The sequence below is a fragment of the Streptomyces sp. R21 genome (genome assembly GCF_041051975.1).
GTDB lineage: Bacteria > Actinomycetota > Actinomycetes > Streptomycetales > Streptomycetaceae > Streptomyces.
Genome location: NZ_CP163435.1, coordinates 5,980,001 through 5,994,294 on the forward strand (window position 1 = coordinate 5,980,001; position 14,294 = coordinate 5,994,294).

Consider the following 14,294-nt stretch of genomic DNA (forward strand, 5'->3'; position numbering starts at 1 on the left):
GGAGGCGGAAGGTGGCGCGCGGAGGACAGGGACTGGCGCGGGTGGCCGTCGTGGTGAGGGCCGGGGCCGCCCCGTTGTGGTGGTGCGGAGTGTTCGCGGCGGGCGTGGGTGTCCTGCCGCCGGGGCTGACCGGGCGCCGGATCGGCGTACTGGCCGGGGCCGCGCTGTTCATCGTGGCGGCCGCCGTGGTGGCGTACCGGCGGCGCAGGCGGTACGCGGCGCTCGCCCGCGGCGCCGCCCGCGCGGGCAAGCACGACGTGCTCCAGGACCGTGCGGTGACCGTGCGCAACTGGCGCCGCGGGCACCGCTGGTGGCTGATCGCCGCGTTCGTCGCCGCCCTCGCCAGTGCCTTCGCCGTGCCCGCCGCTGGCGGCATGCTGCTCGCCGGGACCGGCGTCGGGCTGTGGCTGAAGGCGGGCTGGCTCGGGCGGCGCGAACGGGCCGACGCGGCCCTGCTGTGGGTGCGCGTCGACTGGCTGGGCCGGGACGCCGGTGGACCTGCGGGCAAGCGGGTCAAGGCCTACCGCGGCACCGGTGTCGCGGCGGGCGACGCGGCCCCGGGCGGGGCGCGCCGCCGCGCGGACGCGCTGGTGTAGGCGCCGTCAGTTCCCTCCGACCTGATCCGCCGGTCAGGCCCTAGACCTCCAGTTCGGCCTCGATCTTCCTCAGCTGGTGCCGGGCCATCGCCAGGTTGGCCTGCTTGGCGTCCAGGACCAGGTAGAGGAAGAGGCCGTTGCCACTGCGTCCGGTGAGCAGCCGGATCAGGTGGTACTGGCTGGTGAGCGTGATCAGGATGTCCTCGATCTCGCCCTTGAGGCCGAGGTGCTCCATGGCGCGGAGCTTGGCCCGTACGACATCGGTGTTGCCGGCGGCGGCGACCGTGAGGTCGAAGTTCTTGCTGCCGCCGATCGTGCCGAGCGCCATTCCGCTGTTGTAGTCGACGAGGGCGGCGCCGGTCGCGCCCTCGATGGAGGAGAGCGCCTCTTTCAGCGCGGTTTCGGTGTTCGCCATGACGGGGTGGGTCCTTTCAACTTTCCGTGGTGGTGCGCGCGTTCGCGGCTGCGCGCCCGGTGCGGGTCCGCGCGGTGGCGGACTTGGCAGCGGTCTTGGATGCGGCGGTGGCCGTCTTCGCGGCGGACTTGGCCGCGGGCTTGGCGGGCGTTTTGGAGGCGGTGGCCCGGGGTGCCGGTTCGGCGCGGGCGGCGGCGTCCACCAGCTCGCCGATACGGGTGCCTGCGCGGCGTCCCTCCAGGTGCAGACGGCCGACGTTCACCTGGTCCAGGGCGAGCAGCGTCAGTACGGCGGAGGAGCCCGCCGCGTAGGTCGCCACATAGCCGTGGACGCCGCGCACGAGCAGCTCGCGGAAGTCGCCCTGCTCGGTGGCGTCCGTCATCCGCACGGCGACGCCCAGCGCCGCGGAGGTGAGCGCGGCCAGCTGCTCCGGCTCGACGTCGGGCGTGTCCTGGGCGAGGACGAGACCGTCGACCCCGGCCGCGAGCGCCCCGGTCAACTGCGGCACACGAGCCCTCAACCGGCGGAGTTCGTCGAGGACTTCGGCCTCGGCAGCCATCAGCAGTCTCCTCTCGGCACGCTGTCGGAGCGCGCGGATCACAGGGCCTCCAGGGCGTCACGGAGCCGACGCAGCAGAGCGACCTGGGGGTCGTCCGCGATGCGTGCGGGCGGGGCGGCGGGTGTGGGGGAGGTCGCATGTACGGCACCGGACGCCCTGCTGGGCAGAGCTGCGGGCAGCGCGGACCGGGCCTGCGCGGGGCTCTTGGCGTTGAGCAGAGCGGCGGGTACGGGGGCGGTGGCGCCGGGGGTTGCCGGTGCGGCCTCGGGTGGGGTGGCCGCAGCGATCCGCTGGGGGAGGGCGCCGGGGGGCCGCGGGGCCGGGGCGAGGGGATCCGCGGCCCGGGACGTTGCGGGTGCCGTCCGTTTGCCGGGCGGCGCGGGTGGCGTCGTCGTGCCGCCTTGTGGGGCTGTCGTGGTGGGCCTGGGCCCGGTGGGGGGCTGGGTGGTGGCGGATGCGTGGGGTGTGGGTGTCCTGTTGGGGGTGGGCGGATGCGGCCGTTGCTCGGGTGTCGCGGGCAGCGTCGTCGTGCCGGCTTGCCGGGCTGTGACATCCCCGGTGGCGGGGGAGAGGGCTGCGGCACCGGATGCCTCGGGCGTGCCCGCCGGCGCGGGCGGCTCTCCCTCAGGTGCTCTCGGCCTCCCGGTGCCGGACACCGCCCGCAGCGCCTCCCGGGCCTGGGCGGAGATCGCGGCGTCGAACTCCTCGCGGAGGGCCGCGGTGTCCGGGCGTGAGGCCGTGGTGACGAGGCCGGCGGCTGCGAGTCTGCGGAGGTCGACCAGGGTGTGGAAGGTGGGGCGGCCGAGGGCGCGGGCGATGTCCGCTGCTGTGCGCACCCCGTCCAGCCGGTCGAGGACGGCGCGTTGACGGGCCGTGACGGCCGGGGCGGCGGGGCGCTCGGCCCGCACGAGCGGTGCGTCGTCCGTCGCCGGGTCGGGCCAGATGCGGTGCAGCAGCTCACGCCGGCGCCGCGTCTCGCGCTCCACCGCCGCCACCGGCACCGGGCGCACGGGGCCGAACCAGTGCGCCGCCCCGGTACGGAAACCGGCGGGGGTGCCGCTCGGCCCGAGCACGAAGTACGCCGCGTCGTACAGCGCCCCCAGATGGCACAGCTCCAGCGCACCCGCGCCGATCCGGCCGTGCTCGACCAGGTACCGCCCCACCGTCCGCCGCGCCCCGGCCCGGGAGACCGCCTCCTGCCAGCCGTCGGCCTCCAGCGTGCCGCGCGCGGTGAGCAGTACGTCGAGGCCGGGGGCTGCGGGGCTCTCCGCGTGCACCACCTGGCCGTCGCGGAGGTAGAGCGTGCCGCGCTCGCGCACGAGGACGCCGGTGGCGCGCTCGGCGGCGAGCCGGCCGAGCAGCGGGGCGAGCCCGCCGCGCGGGGAGGTGGCCTGCCGCCGCACGGGAAGCGGGGGCGGCGGAGGCGGCGCGGGTGTCCGTACGGGTGTCATTCCAGCACCAGCCGTCCGGCCATCTCGCCCAGCCGTATGCGGGCGAGCGCGAGGTTGCCCTCCGCGCGGGTCAGCCACAGATGCAGGAACACGCTGCTGTCGAAGCTGGTGGCCACGAACCGCAGCAGGTGGTAGCTGTCCCGGTTGCTGATGATCAGGTCCTCGACCGGGGGCTCCGCCGGGGACAGGCCGGGGCCGTCCTCCGGGGCGAACGCCCGGTGTTCCGCGGCGAGCCGGGCCAGTTCGGCGGCCTCCGCCGCGGCCGTCTCGTGGTCACCGCCCGGCGAGTCCCCCACGGCACCCAGCGCGAGCCCGCTGGTCCAGTCGACCACCGCGGCCCCCCGCGCGCCGGGCAGCCGCATGGCCTCCAGCAGACACTCGTCGATTCCGGGCACCCGGCTCCCCTCCCGCCTCGGGTACGGCTGAGTGACGCAGAAGCTACGCAACGTGTGCGCGAGGGGTGAGGGATCCGGCATTTCCCGGTGGAACATGCGCGAAGTCACTAAGGTGGGTCAACTGTCCACATTCTCATGCCAGTTGCCACACCTGCGGGCGGAGCTGCCGAGCCCCGTCAACGCACGTCAGCGGGTCCTCACATCGAGCGGCCGAGCCCCGTCAACGCGCCCGCATGCCCGCCGCCCGACTCCGCCACGATCTCCTGCACCGTCTGCGGCCTGCGTACGACCGCGAAGCGGGTGCCGCCCTCGCCGCTCGGTGCGAAGCCGTAGATCCCGGGCCGGGCAAGGGAGTTGTAGGCGTAGTGGTGGGCGAAGTAGTACGCGCCGGTGTCCAGGGCGGCCGCGTAGTCGCCCTGTTCGAGGAGGGGGAGCGCGCGGGCCTCGGCGAGGAGGTCGCCGGCGAAGCAGGCGGGGCCCGCGATGTCCTGCACGACGTCCGGCCCCGCCTTGGGATGTCCCTTCGCGTCGAACCCGGCGATCCGCAGCGGCCACGCCCCCGGCGCGTACACCGTGCGGGCCGCGATCTGCACCCCCGCATGGGTGACCGCGACGGCCCGGCCCCCGGCGCTCTTGGTGTACTCGACGCGCGCCAGCACCGTCCCGTGCTTGGCGAGCAGCGACCGGCCGAACTCGGTGACCAGCCCGTACCGCCCGTCGAAGAGCCCCGGCACGACCTCCGCGAGCAGCCGCGCGTACTGCGCGTACGTCGGGGCCGTGGCATCGGAGGTGAAGTTGACCGGCAGTCCGCCGCCGATGTCGATCGTGTCGATCTGCTGCCGCCCGACGCGCCGGTTGATCTCCTCGGCGAGCGCGTACGTCTCGGCGATCCCCTGCGCCATCAGCGAGAGCGGGACGCCCTGCGACCCGGAGTGCGCGTGCAGCCGGGTCAGCCAGGGCCGGTCGGCATAGGCGCGCACGATCCACTCCCGGGCGCCCTCGTCGCGCAGCGCGACCCCGAACTTGGACGTCGCCGTCGCCGTGGAGAGCGCCTCGATGGAACCCCCGCCGACCTGCGGGTTCACCCGGATCCCGAGCGGCGAACGGGTGGTCGCGATGGGGGCACCTCCCATGCCTTTCGGGCTATGGGGGAGGACCAGGCCGTCGATGCGGTCCAGCTCCTGCGGGTTGTCCGCGTTGACGGCGATGCCCAGCGCCAGCGCCTCGCGCAGCTCGACGGGGGTCTTGGCCGGCGAGTCGAGCACCGTGTGCGACGGCTGCACCCCGGCGGCCCGGGCGAGCGCCAGCTCGCCGGGACTCGCCACCTCGCAGCCGATGCCGTGCTCGCGCAGGAGCCGTAGCACGGGCACGAGCGGGGTCGCCTTGACGGCGAAGGCGTGCAGCACGGGGGTGCCGGGCGCGGTGACCGCCTCGAAGGCGGCGCGCAGGGCGGCCGCCGAGGCCCGGATGCCGTGGACGTCCAGGAGCGCGACGATGGGGGCGTCCGGCCCGAGAAGCCCCTGTTCGACCGCCGCCCGGACCGCTTCGTCGCGCCGCGCGACCCGCTCGGCGTCCCGCTCCGCTCCCTCGACCGCCCCGCCCGCGCCCCCTGCGTCCCCGTCGCCCACCGGTTCCCCCGTCGTGTCGATGTGTGCGCCCATACATCAAGCCAAACACCAGCGGTGCGCCCACGCTGGGGTACGAACGTATTGACTAGCTCTATTCAAGAGGCGAGGATGTGAATATCTACTGCAACAGCCACTGCACCAGCCACCGCGACGCGCACGGCGATCGCCCGGTGGAACAGTCCGCATAGGAGGCAGACCATGTCAGGACCCCGCCCCGTACGAGCGCCGCGCGGTACGGAACTGAGTGCCCTGGGATGGCAGCAGGAAGCCGCCCTGCGGATGCTGCAGAACAACCTCGACCCCGAGGTCGCCGAGCACCCCGACAAGCTCGTCGTCTACGGCGGCACCGGCAAGGCCGCCCGCGACTGGCGCTCCTTCGACGCCATGGTCCGCACGCTGCGCACCCTGAAGCAGGACGAGACGATGCTCGTCCAGTCCGGCCGCCCCGTCGGCGTCATGCAGACCCACGAGTGGGCCCCGCGCGTCCTCATCGCCAACTCCAACCTGGTCGGCGACTGGGCCAACTGGGAGGAGTTCCGCCGCCTGGAGCAGCTCGGCCTCACCATGTACGGCCAGATGACCGCCGGGTCCTGGATCTACATCGGCACCCAGGGCATCCTCCAGGGCACCTACGAGACCTTCTCCGCCGTCGCCGCGAAGAAGTTCAACGGCACCCTCGCGGGCACCATCACCCTCACCGCCGGTCTCGGCGGCATGGGCGGCGCCCAGCCCCTCGCCGTCACCATGAACGACGGCGTCGCGATCTGCATCGACGTGGACCCGCGCGCCATCGAGCGGCGCATCGAGCACCGCTACCTCGACGTGAAGGCCGACAACCTGCGCCACGCGCTGCAGCTGGCGGTCGAGGCGCGCGACGCCCGCAAGCCGCTCTCCATCGGCCTGCTCGGCAACGCGGCGGACCTGCTCCCGCAGATGCTGGCCGAGGGCGCCCCCATCGACATCGTGACCGACCAGACCTCGGCCCACGACCCGCTGGCCTACCTCCCCGTCGGCGTCGACTTCGACGACATGGCCGACTACGCCGCCAAGGACCCGGCGGGCTTCACCACCCGCGCCCGCGAGTCCATGGCCAGGCATGTCGAGGCCATGGTCGGCTTCATGGACGCCGGTGCCGAGGTCTTCGACTACGGCAACTCGATCCGCGGTGAGGCCCAGCTCGCCGGGTACGAGCGGGCGTTCGCCTTCCCCGGCTTCGTCCCCGCCTACATCCGCCCGCTCTTCTCCGAAGGCAAGGGCCCCTTCCGCTGGGCCGCCCTGTCCGGCGAGGCCTCCGACATCCACAAGACCGACAAGGCGATCCTCGACCTCTTCCCGGAGAACGAGTCGCTGCACCGCTGGATCAAGATGGCCGGCGAGCGCGTCCACTTCCAGGGCCTGCCCGCCCGCATCTGCTGGCTCGGCTACGGCGAGCGCGACAAGGCCGGCGAGCGCTTCAACGACATGGTGGCGTCCGGCGAGCTGGCCGCCCCCCTGGCCATCGGCCGTGACCACCTCGACTCCGGCTCCGTCGCCTCCCCGTACCGCGAGACCGAGGCCATGCTCGACGGCTCCGACGCGATCGCCGACTGGCCGCTGCTGAACGCCATGGTGAACGTCGCCTCCGGCGCCTCCTGGGTCTCCATCCATCACGGCGGCGGTGTCGGCATGGGCCGCTCCATCCACGCCGGCCAGGTCTCCGTCGCCGACGGCACCAAGCTCGCCGGCGAGAAGCTGCGCCGTGTGCTCACCAACGACCCCGGCATGGGCGTCATCCGGCACGTCGACGCGGGCTACGACATCGCCGAGACCACCGCCGCCGAGCGCGGCGTGAGGATCCCGATGCGTGAGGGCGGCGACGCGTGACCTTCCACAGCATGTGGGCGGAGTTGCTGCCGATCGGCCGCAACTCCGCCTCCGGCGGCTACCGCCGCTTCGCCTGGACCGGGGCCGACACCGAGTGCCGCGCCTGGTTCCGGCAGCAGGCCGAGTCCCGCGGCCTGACGTACGAGCTGGACCGCAACGGCAACCAGTGGGCCTGGCTCGGCGACCCCGCCGCGGGCGACGCCGTGGTCACCGGGTCCCACCTGGACTCCGTGCCCGACGGCGGCGCCTTCGACGGCCCGCTCGGCGTGGTGTCGTCCTTCGCCGCCCTCGACGAACTCCGGGCCAGGGGAGTGGAGTTCACGAGGCCCCTCGCCCTCGTCAACTTCGGCGACGAGGAGGGCGCCCGCTTCGGGCTCGCCTGCGTCGGCTCCCGGCTGGCCTCCGGGCAGCTCACCGTCGAGCAGGCGCACCGGCTGACCGACGGCAGCGGCATCACGCTGCCGCAGGCGATGGAGGCCGCGGGCTACGACGCGGACGCCATCGGCCCGGACCCGGAGCGGCTGTCCCGCATCGGCGCCTTCGTCGAACTGCATGTCGAGCAGGGCCGCGCCCTCGACCTCTCCGGTGACAGCGTCGGCATCGCCAGCGCCATCTGGCCGCACGGCCGCTGGCGCTTCGACTTCCGCGGCGAGGCCAACCACGCGGGCACCACCCGGCTGGTCGACCGGCGGGACCCGATGCTGTCGTACGCCGAGACCGTCCTGGCCGCGCGGAAGGAAGCCCAGCTCGCGGGCGCCGTCGCCACCTTCGGCAAGATCGCGGTCGAGCCGAACGGCGTGAACGCCATCCCCTCCCTGGTGCGCGGCTGGCTCGACTCCCGCGCCGCCGACCAGCCGACCCTCGACACGGTCGTCACCGGCATCGAGAAGGCGGCCCGCGAGTACGCGGAAGCGCACGGCATCGAACTCGACGTCGTCCGTGAGTCGTTCACCCCCGTCGTCGAGTTCGACCACGCCCTGCGCGACGAGCTCGGCCGCCTCCTCGGCAAGGGGACGGACCTGAAGGTCCCGGTCCTGGGAACCGGCGCCGGACACGACGCCGGAATCCTCTCCGGCACCGTCCCGACCGCCATGCTGTTCGTACGCAACCCCACGGGTGTCTCGCACTCCCCGGCCGAGTACGCCGCCGAGGACGACTGCGTGGCCGGGGTGACCGCACTCGCCGACGTACTCGAAGGGCTGGCCTGCAAGTGACGCATCCCCAGACGCGGGAGTACTGGCTGGAGCACGCCTGGCTCGACACCAACGTCGAGCCGGGCGTCGCCCTGACGGTGTCCACGAGCGGCTCCGCCGCGGGTGGGGACGGCCGCATCACCGCCGTCCGCACGGGCGTCGACGCCCCGCCGCCCGGCGCCGAGATCCTGCGCGGCCTCACGCTCCCCGGGCTCGCCAACGCCCACTCGCACGCCTTCCACCGCGCGCTGCGCGGCACCGTCCAGGTCGGCTCCGGCACGTTCTGGACGTGGCGCGAGGTCATGTACTCCGTCGCGGACCGGCTCACCCCGGAGAGCTACCACGCGCTGGCCCGCGCGGTGTACGCCGAGATGGCGCTCGCCGGCATCACCGCCGTCGGGGAGTTCCACTATGTGCACCACACCCCTGACGGCACCCCGTACGCCGACCCCAACGCCATGGGCGAGGCGCTCATCGAGGCCGCCGCCGACGCCGGGATCCGCATCACCCTCCTCGACACGGCGTACCTCTCCTCCGGCTTCGGACAGGCCCCGAACCGGCACCAGCGGCGCTTCTCCGACGGGACGGCGGAGGCCTGGGCGGAACGCTGTTCAGTTCTCAAGGACCGTGATCACGCGCGGATCGGTGCCGCCATCCACTCCGTACGCGCCGTGCCCGCCGGGCAGTTGGCGACCGTGGCGCGGTGGGCCGAGGAGCGGCGGGCCCCGCTCCATGTGCACCTGTCGGAGCAGACCGCGGAGAACGACGCCTGTCTGGCGGCGCACGGCCGCACCCCCACCCAGTTGCTCGCCGAGCACGGCGTCCTCGGCCCGCGCACCACCGGCGTCCACAACACGCACCTCACCGACGCGGACATCGCCCTGCTCGGCGGCTCCTCGACCGGCACCTGCATGTGCCCGACGACCGAACGGGACCTCGCCGACGGCATCGGCCCGGCGGTCGCGCTCCAGCGCGCCGGTTCCCCGCTGTCCCTCGGCTCGGACAGCCACGCCGTGATCGACCTTCTCGAAGAGGCCCGCGCGATGGAGCTGAACGAGCGCCTGCGCACCCGCACCCGGGGTCACTGGACGGCCGCGGCCCTCCTGCGTGCGGCCTCCGCCGACGGCCACGCGGCTCTCGGCTGGGACGACGCGGGCGCCCTCGAAGCAGGCGCGCTCGCCGACTTCACGACCATCGCCCTCGACTCGGTCAGAACGGCCGGACCGCTGCCGCGACTCGGTGCCGAGACTGCCGTATTCGCCGCGACGGCAGCGGATGTGCGCCATACGGTCGTGGGCGGCCGGCACGTCGTACGGGACGGCGCGCACACCCTCGTACCGGACGTGCCGTCAGCGCTCGCGAACGCCGTCGACTCCCTGCGCGGCTGACCCGCAGCCCCCTCGCCGACAAGGACGCCATGAGCAAGGACGCCATGAGTACGACCAACGTCACCACCGTCATCACCAACATCGCCAGCCTTGTCACCAACGATCCCTCCCTCGGTGACGGGTCCCCGCTCGGTCTGATCCAGGACGCCGCCGTCGTCATCGAAGGCGACCGCGTCGCATGGACCGGTGAATCAAGCAACGCACCCGCCACTGACAATCACGTCGACGCCGGTGGCCGGGCCGTGATCCCGGGCTTCGTGGACTCCCACTCGCACCTCGTCTTCGCGGGCGACCGCACCCAGGAGTTCAACGCCCGCATGTCGGGCCGCTCCTACAGCGCCGGCGGCATCCGCACCACGGTCGCCGCGACCCGCGCCGCGAGCGACGAGGACCTGGAGGCGAACCTCACCCGCTACCTCCGCGAGGCCCTCCACCAGGGCACGACCACCTTCGAGACCAAGTCGGGCTACGGCCTGACCGTCGAGGACGAGGCCCGCGCCCTGCGCATCGCGGCGGCGCACACCGACGAGGTGACCTACCTCGGCGCGCACATCGTCTCGCCCGACTACGCCGACGACCCCGCCGCGTACGTGGCCCTGGTGACCGGCGAGATGCTCGACGCCTGCGCCCCGTACGCCCGTTGGATCGACGTCTTCTGCGAGAAGGGCGCCTTCGACGGCGACCAGGCGCGCGCGATCCTCACCGCGGGCAAGGCGAAGGGCCTGCACCCGCGCGTCCACGCCAACCAGCTGTCCTACGGCCCCGGCGTGCAGCTGGCGGTCGAGCTGGACGCGGCCTCCGCCGACCACTGCACCCACCTCACGGACGCCGACGTGGACGCCCTCGCGAACGGCGCGACCGTCGCCACCCTCCTCCCCGGCGCCGAGTTCTCCACCCGCGCCCAGTGGCCGGACGCCCGGCGCCTCCTCGACGCGGGCGCGACCGTCGCCCTGTCCACCGACTGCAACCCGGGCTCGTCGTTCACGTCCTCGGTCCCGTTCTGCATCGCGCTCGCCGTACGGGACATGGGGATGACGCCGGACGAGGCGATCTGGTCGGCCACGGCGGGCGGTGCGGCGGCCCTGCGCCGCGACGACATCGGCCGCCTCACCCCGGGCGCGTACGCGGACCTGGCCTTCCTCGACGCCCCGAGCCACGTCCACCTGGCCTACCGGCCGGGCGTACCGCTCGTCTCCCGGGTCTGGCGGCGCGGAACCCCGGTCAGCTAGCCGCGGAACCCGCCCGCCACCGCTGGTCGTCGCTCCCCTGGGCCGGGAGCAGGGCGAGCCCGTCGCCGTACCCGTACGGAGTGACCGCGTGATCCGGAGCGATGCCCGGGCGGATCACGCCGTCGCCGTCCACGCTGAAGCGCAGGTTCATGCCGTTGCTTCCGTAGACCGACCGGCACTCCCAGATGCCGACGCCCCGGTCGGTGGCGCCGCGGCTGTCGAGGCAGAAGTCGGGGTCGGCGTACGACTGGAGGACCCCGCGGCCGGAGTCGACGCGCCACATCTGGGTGCGCGACGAGGAGCAGCGGGCCGTGATGACGTCCGTGCCGAGGTCCATGTCGCCGTCCCGGATGTCCAGGCAGAGTCCGCTGCCGGCGTTCACGACCTGGGCGTAGGTGCCGTTCGGCGGGTGCGCGGCGGCGCGGGTCGGCGACGGCTTCGGTCTCGGCTTCGCCTTCGTCTTCGTCGGTGTGGGGCTCGGCTTCTTCGACGGCTTCGCACGGTGCGTGGGCTTCGGTGACTTGGAGGCGTGGGACGGCGACGGGGTGACGGAGACCGTCGCGGTGACCGTCACGGCCGGCGCCTGCGCGGCCGGTACGGTGCGGGCCGTCCGCTCGGGCCCCGAGCCGTCCGAGGACACCAGGAACAGCACGAGCGGGGCCAGCGCCACGCCGAGCGCGACCGACGCCAGCACGACCCGCCGAGTCGGCCACCAGGCCTGCCCCGCCTGCCCGATGTGACCGGCGGGACCAGCCTGCCCGGCGGGACTGGCAGCGCCCGCAGCACCCGCCGTACCGGCCGCACCCACCGCTCCGGAACGGCCGGAGCGACCGGCCCAGCCGCCCCACCCGGCCCCCCGCGCCCGGCCGGTTCGCGTCTCGGTCGAACCGCCTGGCACATACGCGGTGCCGCCCCACGGCAGCAGGCCCTCGGCCAGTGCCGTGCGCGGGGTGTCCCGCAGGGCGGTCAACTCCTCGTGCGCGGCGGCGCAGTGCTCGCAGTGCGTCATATGGGCGTGCAGGTCGGCGCTGTAGCGGGGGTTCTCGGGTCGGACCGCTTCCTCGATCAGCCGCCGGAAGTCCTGGCAGCGCGGGTTGCCGGAGCGGGCGAGGCGGGACTTCAGACAGGTCTGGCGCAGCGCCTGGAACGCCGGCTGCTTCCCGTACGCCACATCCTGCGGTGTGACGCCCAGGAGTTGGGCCGCCTTGGCGTCCGGCTCCTCCTCCAGGACCCCGTACCACAGCAGGCCCTGGACGCGGACCGGCAGGGACTGGAAGGCCTCCAGCATCGGCCCCGGCGGGGGACCCGCGGCGCCCGACCGGCGCAGCAGCGCGAGCAGGCCGGGGTCGAGGCGGGCGCCGCGCTCGTCCGCGGTCCACGAGGCCGCCACCCGCCCGCTCAGCAGCAGGAGTTGCAGCCGCCACGGCCCCGGCGGGTCGATGCCGCGCGCCGTGTCGCGGGCCGCCAGCGCGAACGCCTGCGCAGAGAGCTGCCGCGCCGCGTCCTCGCTGACCGTGCACAGCCGGGCGTACGCGAGGACCGCGGGCCGGTGCCGGGCGCGCAGTTCGCGCAGTGCCGGATACGCCTGCGCGGTGTCGGCGCGCAGCAGGTCGGTCAGCCGTGCGTCGGGCACCGACGTGAGCGGTCCACCCCCGGCCTCGGCATCGTTGTCGCCGTCGTCGGTCCGGCCGGCCCGAGCCATCCCGCTGCCTCCTCGCCCCCCGCGCTCTGCCCGCGCCGGCACAAGCCCTGGATATGCGTACCGGCGGGTATGGGGGTGACCATAGTGAGGGAACGTGACCCGTGGGGAAAGAGGGTTTCCGGGGGTAACCTCGGCCGCTGCCAAGCTGTGACTACGCCCGGCGCCCAAGGAGTTGGGCGCCGGGCGCAGTGAAGTGGTCCAGGGGACGCGGAGGAGTCACTCCTCCACCGTCAGCCCCTTGCGCAGTCGCACCAGCGTGCGCGACAGCAGCCGGGAGACATGCATCTGGGAGATGCCGAGTTCGTCGCCGATCTCCGACTGGGTCAGGCCCGCGACGAAGCGCAGCGAGAGGATCTTGCGGTCGCGCGGCGGGAGTTCGGCTATCAGGGGCTTGAGGGATTCCACGTACTCGATGCCCTCAAGGCCGTGGTCCTCGTAGCCGATACGGTCCGCGAGCGCGCCCTCGGAGTCGTCCTCCTCGGGCTGGGCGTCCAGTGAGCTGGCCGTATAGGCGTTGGATGCGGCCATGCCCTCGACGACCTCTTCGTTGCTCAGCCCGAGGCGTTCCGCCAGCTCTCCCACCGTCGGGGCGCGATCGAGCTGCTGGGCGAGTTCGTCGCCCGCCTTCGCCAGGTCGAGGCGGAGTTCCTGGAGTCTGCGCGGGACGCGGACCGACCAGCTGGTGTCGCGGAAGAAGCGCTTGATCTCGCCGACGATGGTCGGCATCGCGAAGGTGGGGAACTCGACGCCACGGCTCAGCTCGAAGCGGTCGATCGCCTTGATCAGGCCGATGGTGCCGACCTGGATGATGTCCTCCATCGGCTCGCTGCGGGAGCGGAACCGGGAGGCCGCGAACTTGACCAGGGCGAGGTTGAGTTCGACCAGGGTGTTGCGGACGTACGAGTAGTCGTGCGTGCCCTCTTCGAGGGACTCCAGCCGTGCGAACAGCGTCTTGGACAGGGCCCGCGCGTCCACCGGTCCCACCTGTTCGTACGGCGGGATCTCCGGAAGTCCGTCGAGTCCGTGAACTCCGTCGGGCGCCGCGTCGGTTGCGGCGGGCTCGTGCTCCGGGCGTTCCAGAGAGGGTGTCGACGTCGCCCTCTGGGTATGCGATTCGTCGAGCCGGGGTGACATGATGTCCTCCATCGTTCTCGGCATATGGCCGCCGATGCCAATACGTGCACTGCGGTGTGCGGCGCCTCCAAAGCCGGCCGTGTCGATTAGGTGTCTCTACTAGCCCTACCCGTTTTCGCGAGGTCACCGCAAGTGCGTTCTGATGCGAAATGTTCACTTTCAGGTGGTTGTTCGGGTGTCGGAGGTTGTGTGGAAGGCGTAGTGTTCGAGGGCGTAAATCAGCAGTCGCGACGCTCGGGAGAGAGACGGCATGGACCGCGGGACGGTCGGCAGCGCACAGTCGGGCCGGCTTCTGGTCGAGGTGCGGGAAGAGGGCTCAAGTGCCGTCGTGACCCCGGCAGGTGAGTTGGATCACTACACGGCCGATTTGTTGCGTGAGCCACTCGAGGACTGCCTCGAAAAGGGGTACGCGCGACTGGTCGTCGACTGCTCGCGCCTGGAGTTCTGTGACTCCACCGGGCTCAATGTGCTCCTCGGCGCCCGGCTGAAGGCCGAGGCCGCGGGGGGCGGGGTCCATCTGGCGGGGATGCTGCCGGTGGTGGCCCGGGTCTTCGAGATCACCGGGGCGGACGCCGTCTTCACCGTCCACGAGTCGCTCGCGGCGGCCCTGGCGGAGTAGCGGGGCGCTTGAGGCGGGGTGGCGGTCCACTCCGACGGCGCACTCCTGACCTACCCGAACGCCCCTGAGTGATCACCCCGTAACCCGTGTCACAGGTTCCTGCCGAATAAGTGGGTGTTCGC

The 14,294-nt window shown here is 73.0% G+C and carries 12 protein-coding genes and 1 pseudogene; 6 read left to right on the forward strand and 7 right to left on the reverse strand.

The features are described from left to right. Window positions 1–11: 11 nt before the first annotated feature. A complete protein-coding gene (locus AB5J56_RS26825) occupies window positions 12–596 on the forward strand; it encodes a hypothetical protein (protein WP_369235788.1) in 585 nt (194 codons plus the stop codon). Window positions 597–636: 40 nt separating this feature from the next. On the opposite strand, the gene AB5J56_RS26830 is transcribed toward AB5J56_RS26825, so the two are convergent. The 5 genes and pseudogenes from AB5J56_RS26830 to AB5J56_RS26850 form a co-directional block, all read right to left on the reverse strand. Beyond that, entirely contained in the window at window positions 637–1,011 is a 375-nt protein-coding gene (locus tag AB5J56_RS26830; RefSeq protein ID WP_369235790.1) for a hypothetical protein, read from the reverse strand. A gap of 16 nt (window positions 1,012–1,027) precedes the next feature. Next, the gene (locus AB5J56_RS26835) at window positions 1,028–1,570 is read right to left on the reverse strand and encodes a roadblock/LC7 domain-containing protein (RefSeq protein WP_369235792.1); all 543 of its coding nucleotides are present in this window, start codon (window positions 1,568–1,570) and stop codon (window positions 1,028–1,030) included. 653 nt (window positions 1,571–2,223) lie between these two features. Beyond that, window positions 2,224–2,931 (reverse strand): annotated as a pseudogene (locus AB5J56_RS26840) (hypothetical protein); the annotation flags it as partial. Window positions 2,932–3,017: 86 nt separating this feature from the next. Further along, window positions 3,018–3,416, reverse strand: coding sequence for a hypothetical protein (locus AB5J56_RS26845; protein WP_369235794.1), 399 nt, complete (start codon window positions 3,414–3,416; stop codon window positions 3,018–3,020). 197 nt (window positions 3,417–3,613) lie between these two features. Continuing rightward, window positions 3,614–5,077 carry a diaminopimelate decarboxylase gene (locus AB5J56_RS26850; RefSeq protein WP_369235796.1) on the reverse strand — a complete coding sequence of 488 codons (1,464 nt, stop codon included), beginning with the start codon at window positions 5,075–5,077 and terminating at the stop codon, window positions 3,614–3,616. Between the two features lie 165 nt (window positions 5,078–5,242). On the opposite strand from AB5J56_RS26850, the gene hutU reads away from it, so the two are divergent. Genes hutU through hutI form a run of 4 tightly spaced genes read left to right on the forward strand, consistent with a single transcriptional unit; the run spans window position 5,243 to window position 10,717 of the window. Next, window positions 5,243–6,907 carry a urocanate hydratase gene (gene hutU / locus AB5J56_RS26855; RefSeq protein WP_369235798.1) on the forward strand — a complete coding sequence of 555 codons (1,665 nt, stop codon included), beginning with the start codon at window positions 5,243–5,245 and terminating at the stop codon, window positions 6,905–6,907. Further along, window positions 6,904–8,121 (forward strand): allantoate amidohydrolase, encoded by a 1,218-nt coding sequence (locus tag AB5J56_RS26860; protein WP_369235799.1) that lies wholly within the window; start codon window positions 6,904–6,906, stop codon window positions 8,119–8,121. Before hutU ends, AB5J56_RS26860 begins: the two co-directional genes overlap by 4 nt. Next, a complete protein-coding gene (locus AB5J56_RS26865) occupies window positions 8,118–9,488 on the forward strand; it encodes a formimidoylglutamate deiminase (protein ID WP_369235801.1) in 1,371 nt (456 codons plus the stop codon). Before AB5J56_RS26860 ends, AB5J56_RS26865 begins: the two co-directional genes overlap by 4 nt. Before the next feature lie 29 nt (window positions 9,489–9,517). Then, window positions 9,518–10,717: an imidazolonepropionase gene (gene hutI / locus AB5J56_RS26870; protein WP_369235803.1), complete on the forward strand. Its 1,200-nt coding sequence runs from the start codon at window positions 9,518–9,520 to the stop codon at window positions 10,715–10,717. Here hutI and AB5J56_RS26875 read toward each other — a convergent pair. Both AB5J56_RS26875 and AB5J56_RS26880 read right to left on the reverse strand, forming a co-directional pair. Continuing rightward, window positions 10,710–12,419, reverse strand: a complete 1,710-nt coding sequence (locus tag AB5J56_RS26875) for a ricin-type beta-trefoil lectin domain protein (protein WP_369235805.1) — start codon at window positions 12,417–12,419, stop codon at window positions 10,710–10,712. The genes hutI and AB5J56_RS26875 overlap by 8 nt on opposite strands. 216 nt (window positions 12,420–12,635) lie before the next feature. Then, window positions 12,636–13,565, reverse strand: a complete 930-nt coding sequence (locus tag AB5J56_RS26880) for an RNA polymerase sigma factor SigF (RefSeq protein ID WP_369235807.1) — start codon at window positions 13,563–13,565, stop codon at window positions 12,636–12,638. A gap of 238 nt (window positions 13,566–13,803) precedes the next feature. On the opposite strand from AB5J56_RS26880, the gene AB5J56_RS26885 reads away from it, so the two are divergent. Further along, on the forward strand, window positions 13,804–14,172 hold the full coding sequence (locus tag AB5J56_RS26885) for an STAS domain-containing protein (protein WP_369235809.1): 369 nt from the start codon (window positions 13,804–13,806) through the stop codon (window positions 14,170–14,172). Window positions 14,173–14,294 lie beyond the last annotated feature (122 nt).

Bases quoted from the DNA above. Each gene is read 5' to 3' on its own strand.
- AB5J56_RS26885 (WP_369235809.1), top strand. From the start codon at position 13,804: ATGGACCGCGGGACGGTCGGCAGCGCACAGTCGGGCCGGCTTCTGGTC.
- AB5J56_RS26830 (WP_369235790.1), bottom strand. From the start codon at position 1,011: ATGGCGAACACCGAAACCGCGCTGAAAGAGGCGCTCTCCTCCATCGAG.
- hutU (WP_369235798.1), top strand. From the start codon at position 5,243: ATGTCAGGACCCCGCCCCGTACGAGCGCCGCGCGGTACGGAACTGAGT.
- AB5J56_RS26850 (WP_369235796.1), bottom strand. From the start codon at position 5,077: ATGGGCGCACACATCGACACGACGGGGGAACCGGTGGGCGACGGGGAC.
- AB5J56_RS26880 (WP_369235807.1), bottom strand. From the start codon at position 13,565: ATGGAGGACATCATGTCACCCCGGCTCGACGAATCGCATACCCAGAGG.
- hutI (WP_369235803.1), top strand. From the start codon at position 9,518: ATGAGCAAGGACGCCATGAGTACGACCAACGTCACCACCGTCATCACC.
- AB5J56_RS26875 (WP_369235805.1), bottom strand. From the start codon at position 12,419: ATGGCTCGGGCCGGCCGGACCGACGACGGCGACAACGATGCCGAGGCC.
- AB5J56_RS26835 (WP_369235792.1), bottom strand. From the start codon at position 1,570: ATGGCTGCCGAGGCCGAAGTCCTCGACGAACTCCGCCGGTTGAGGGCT.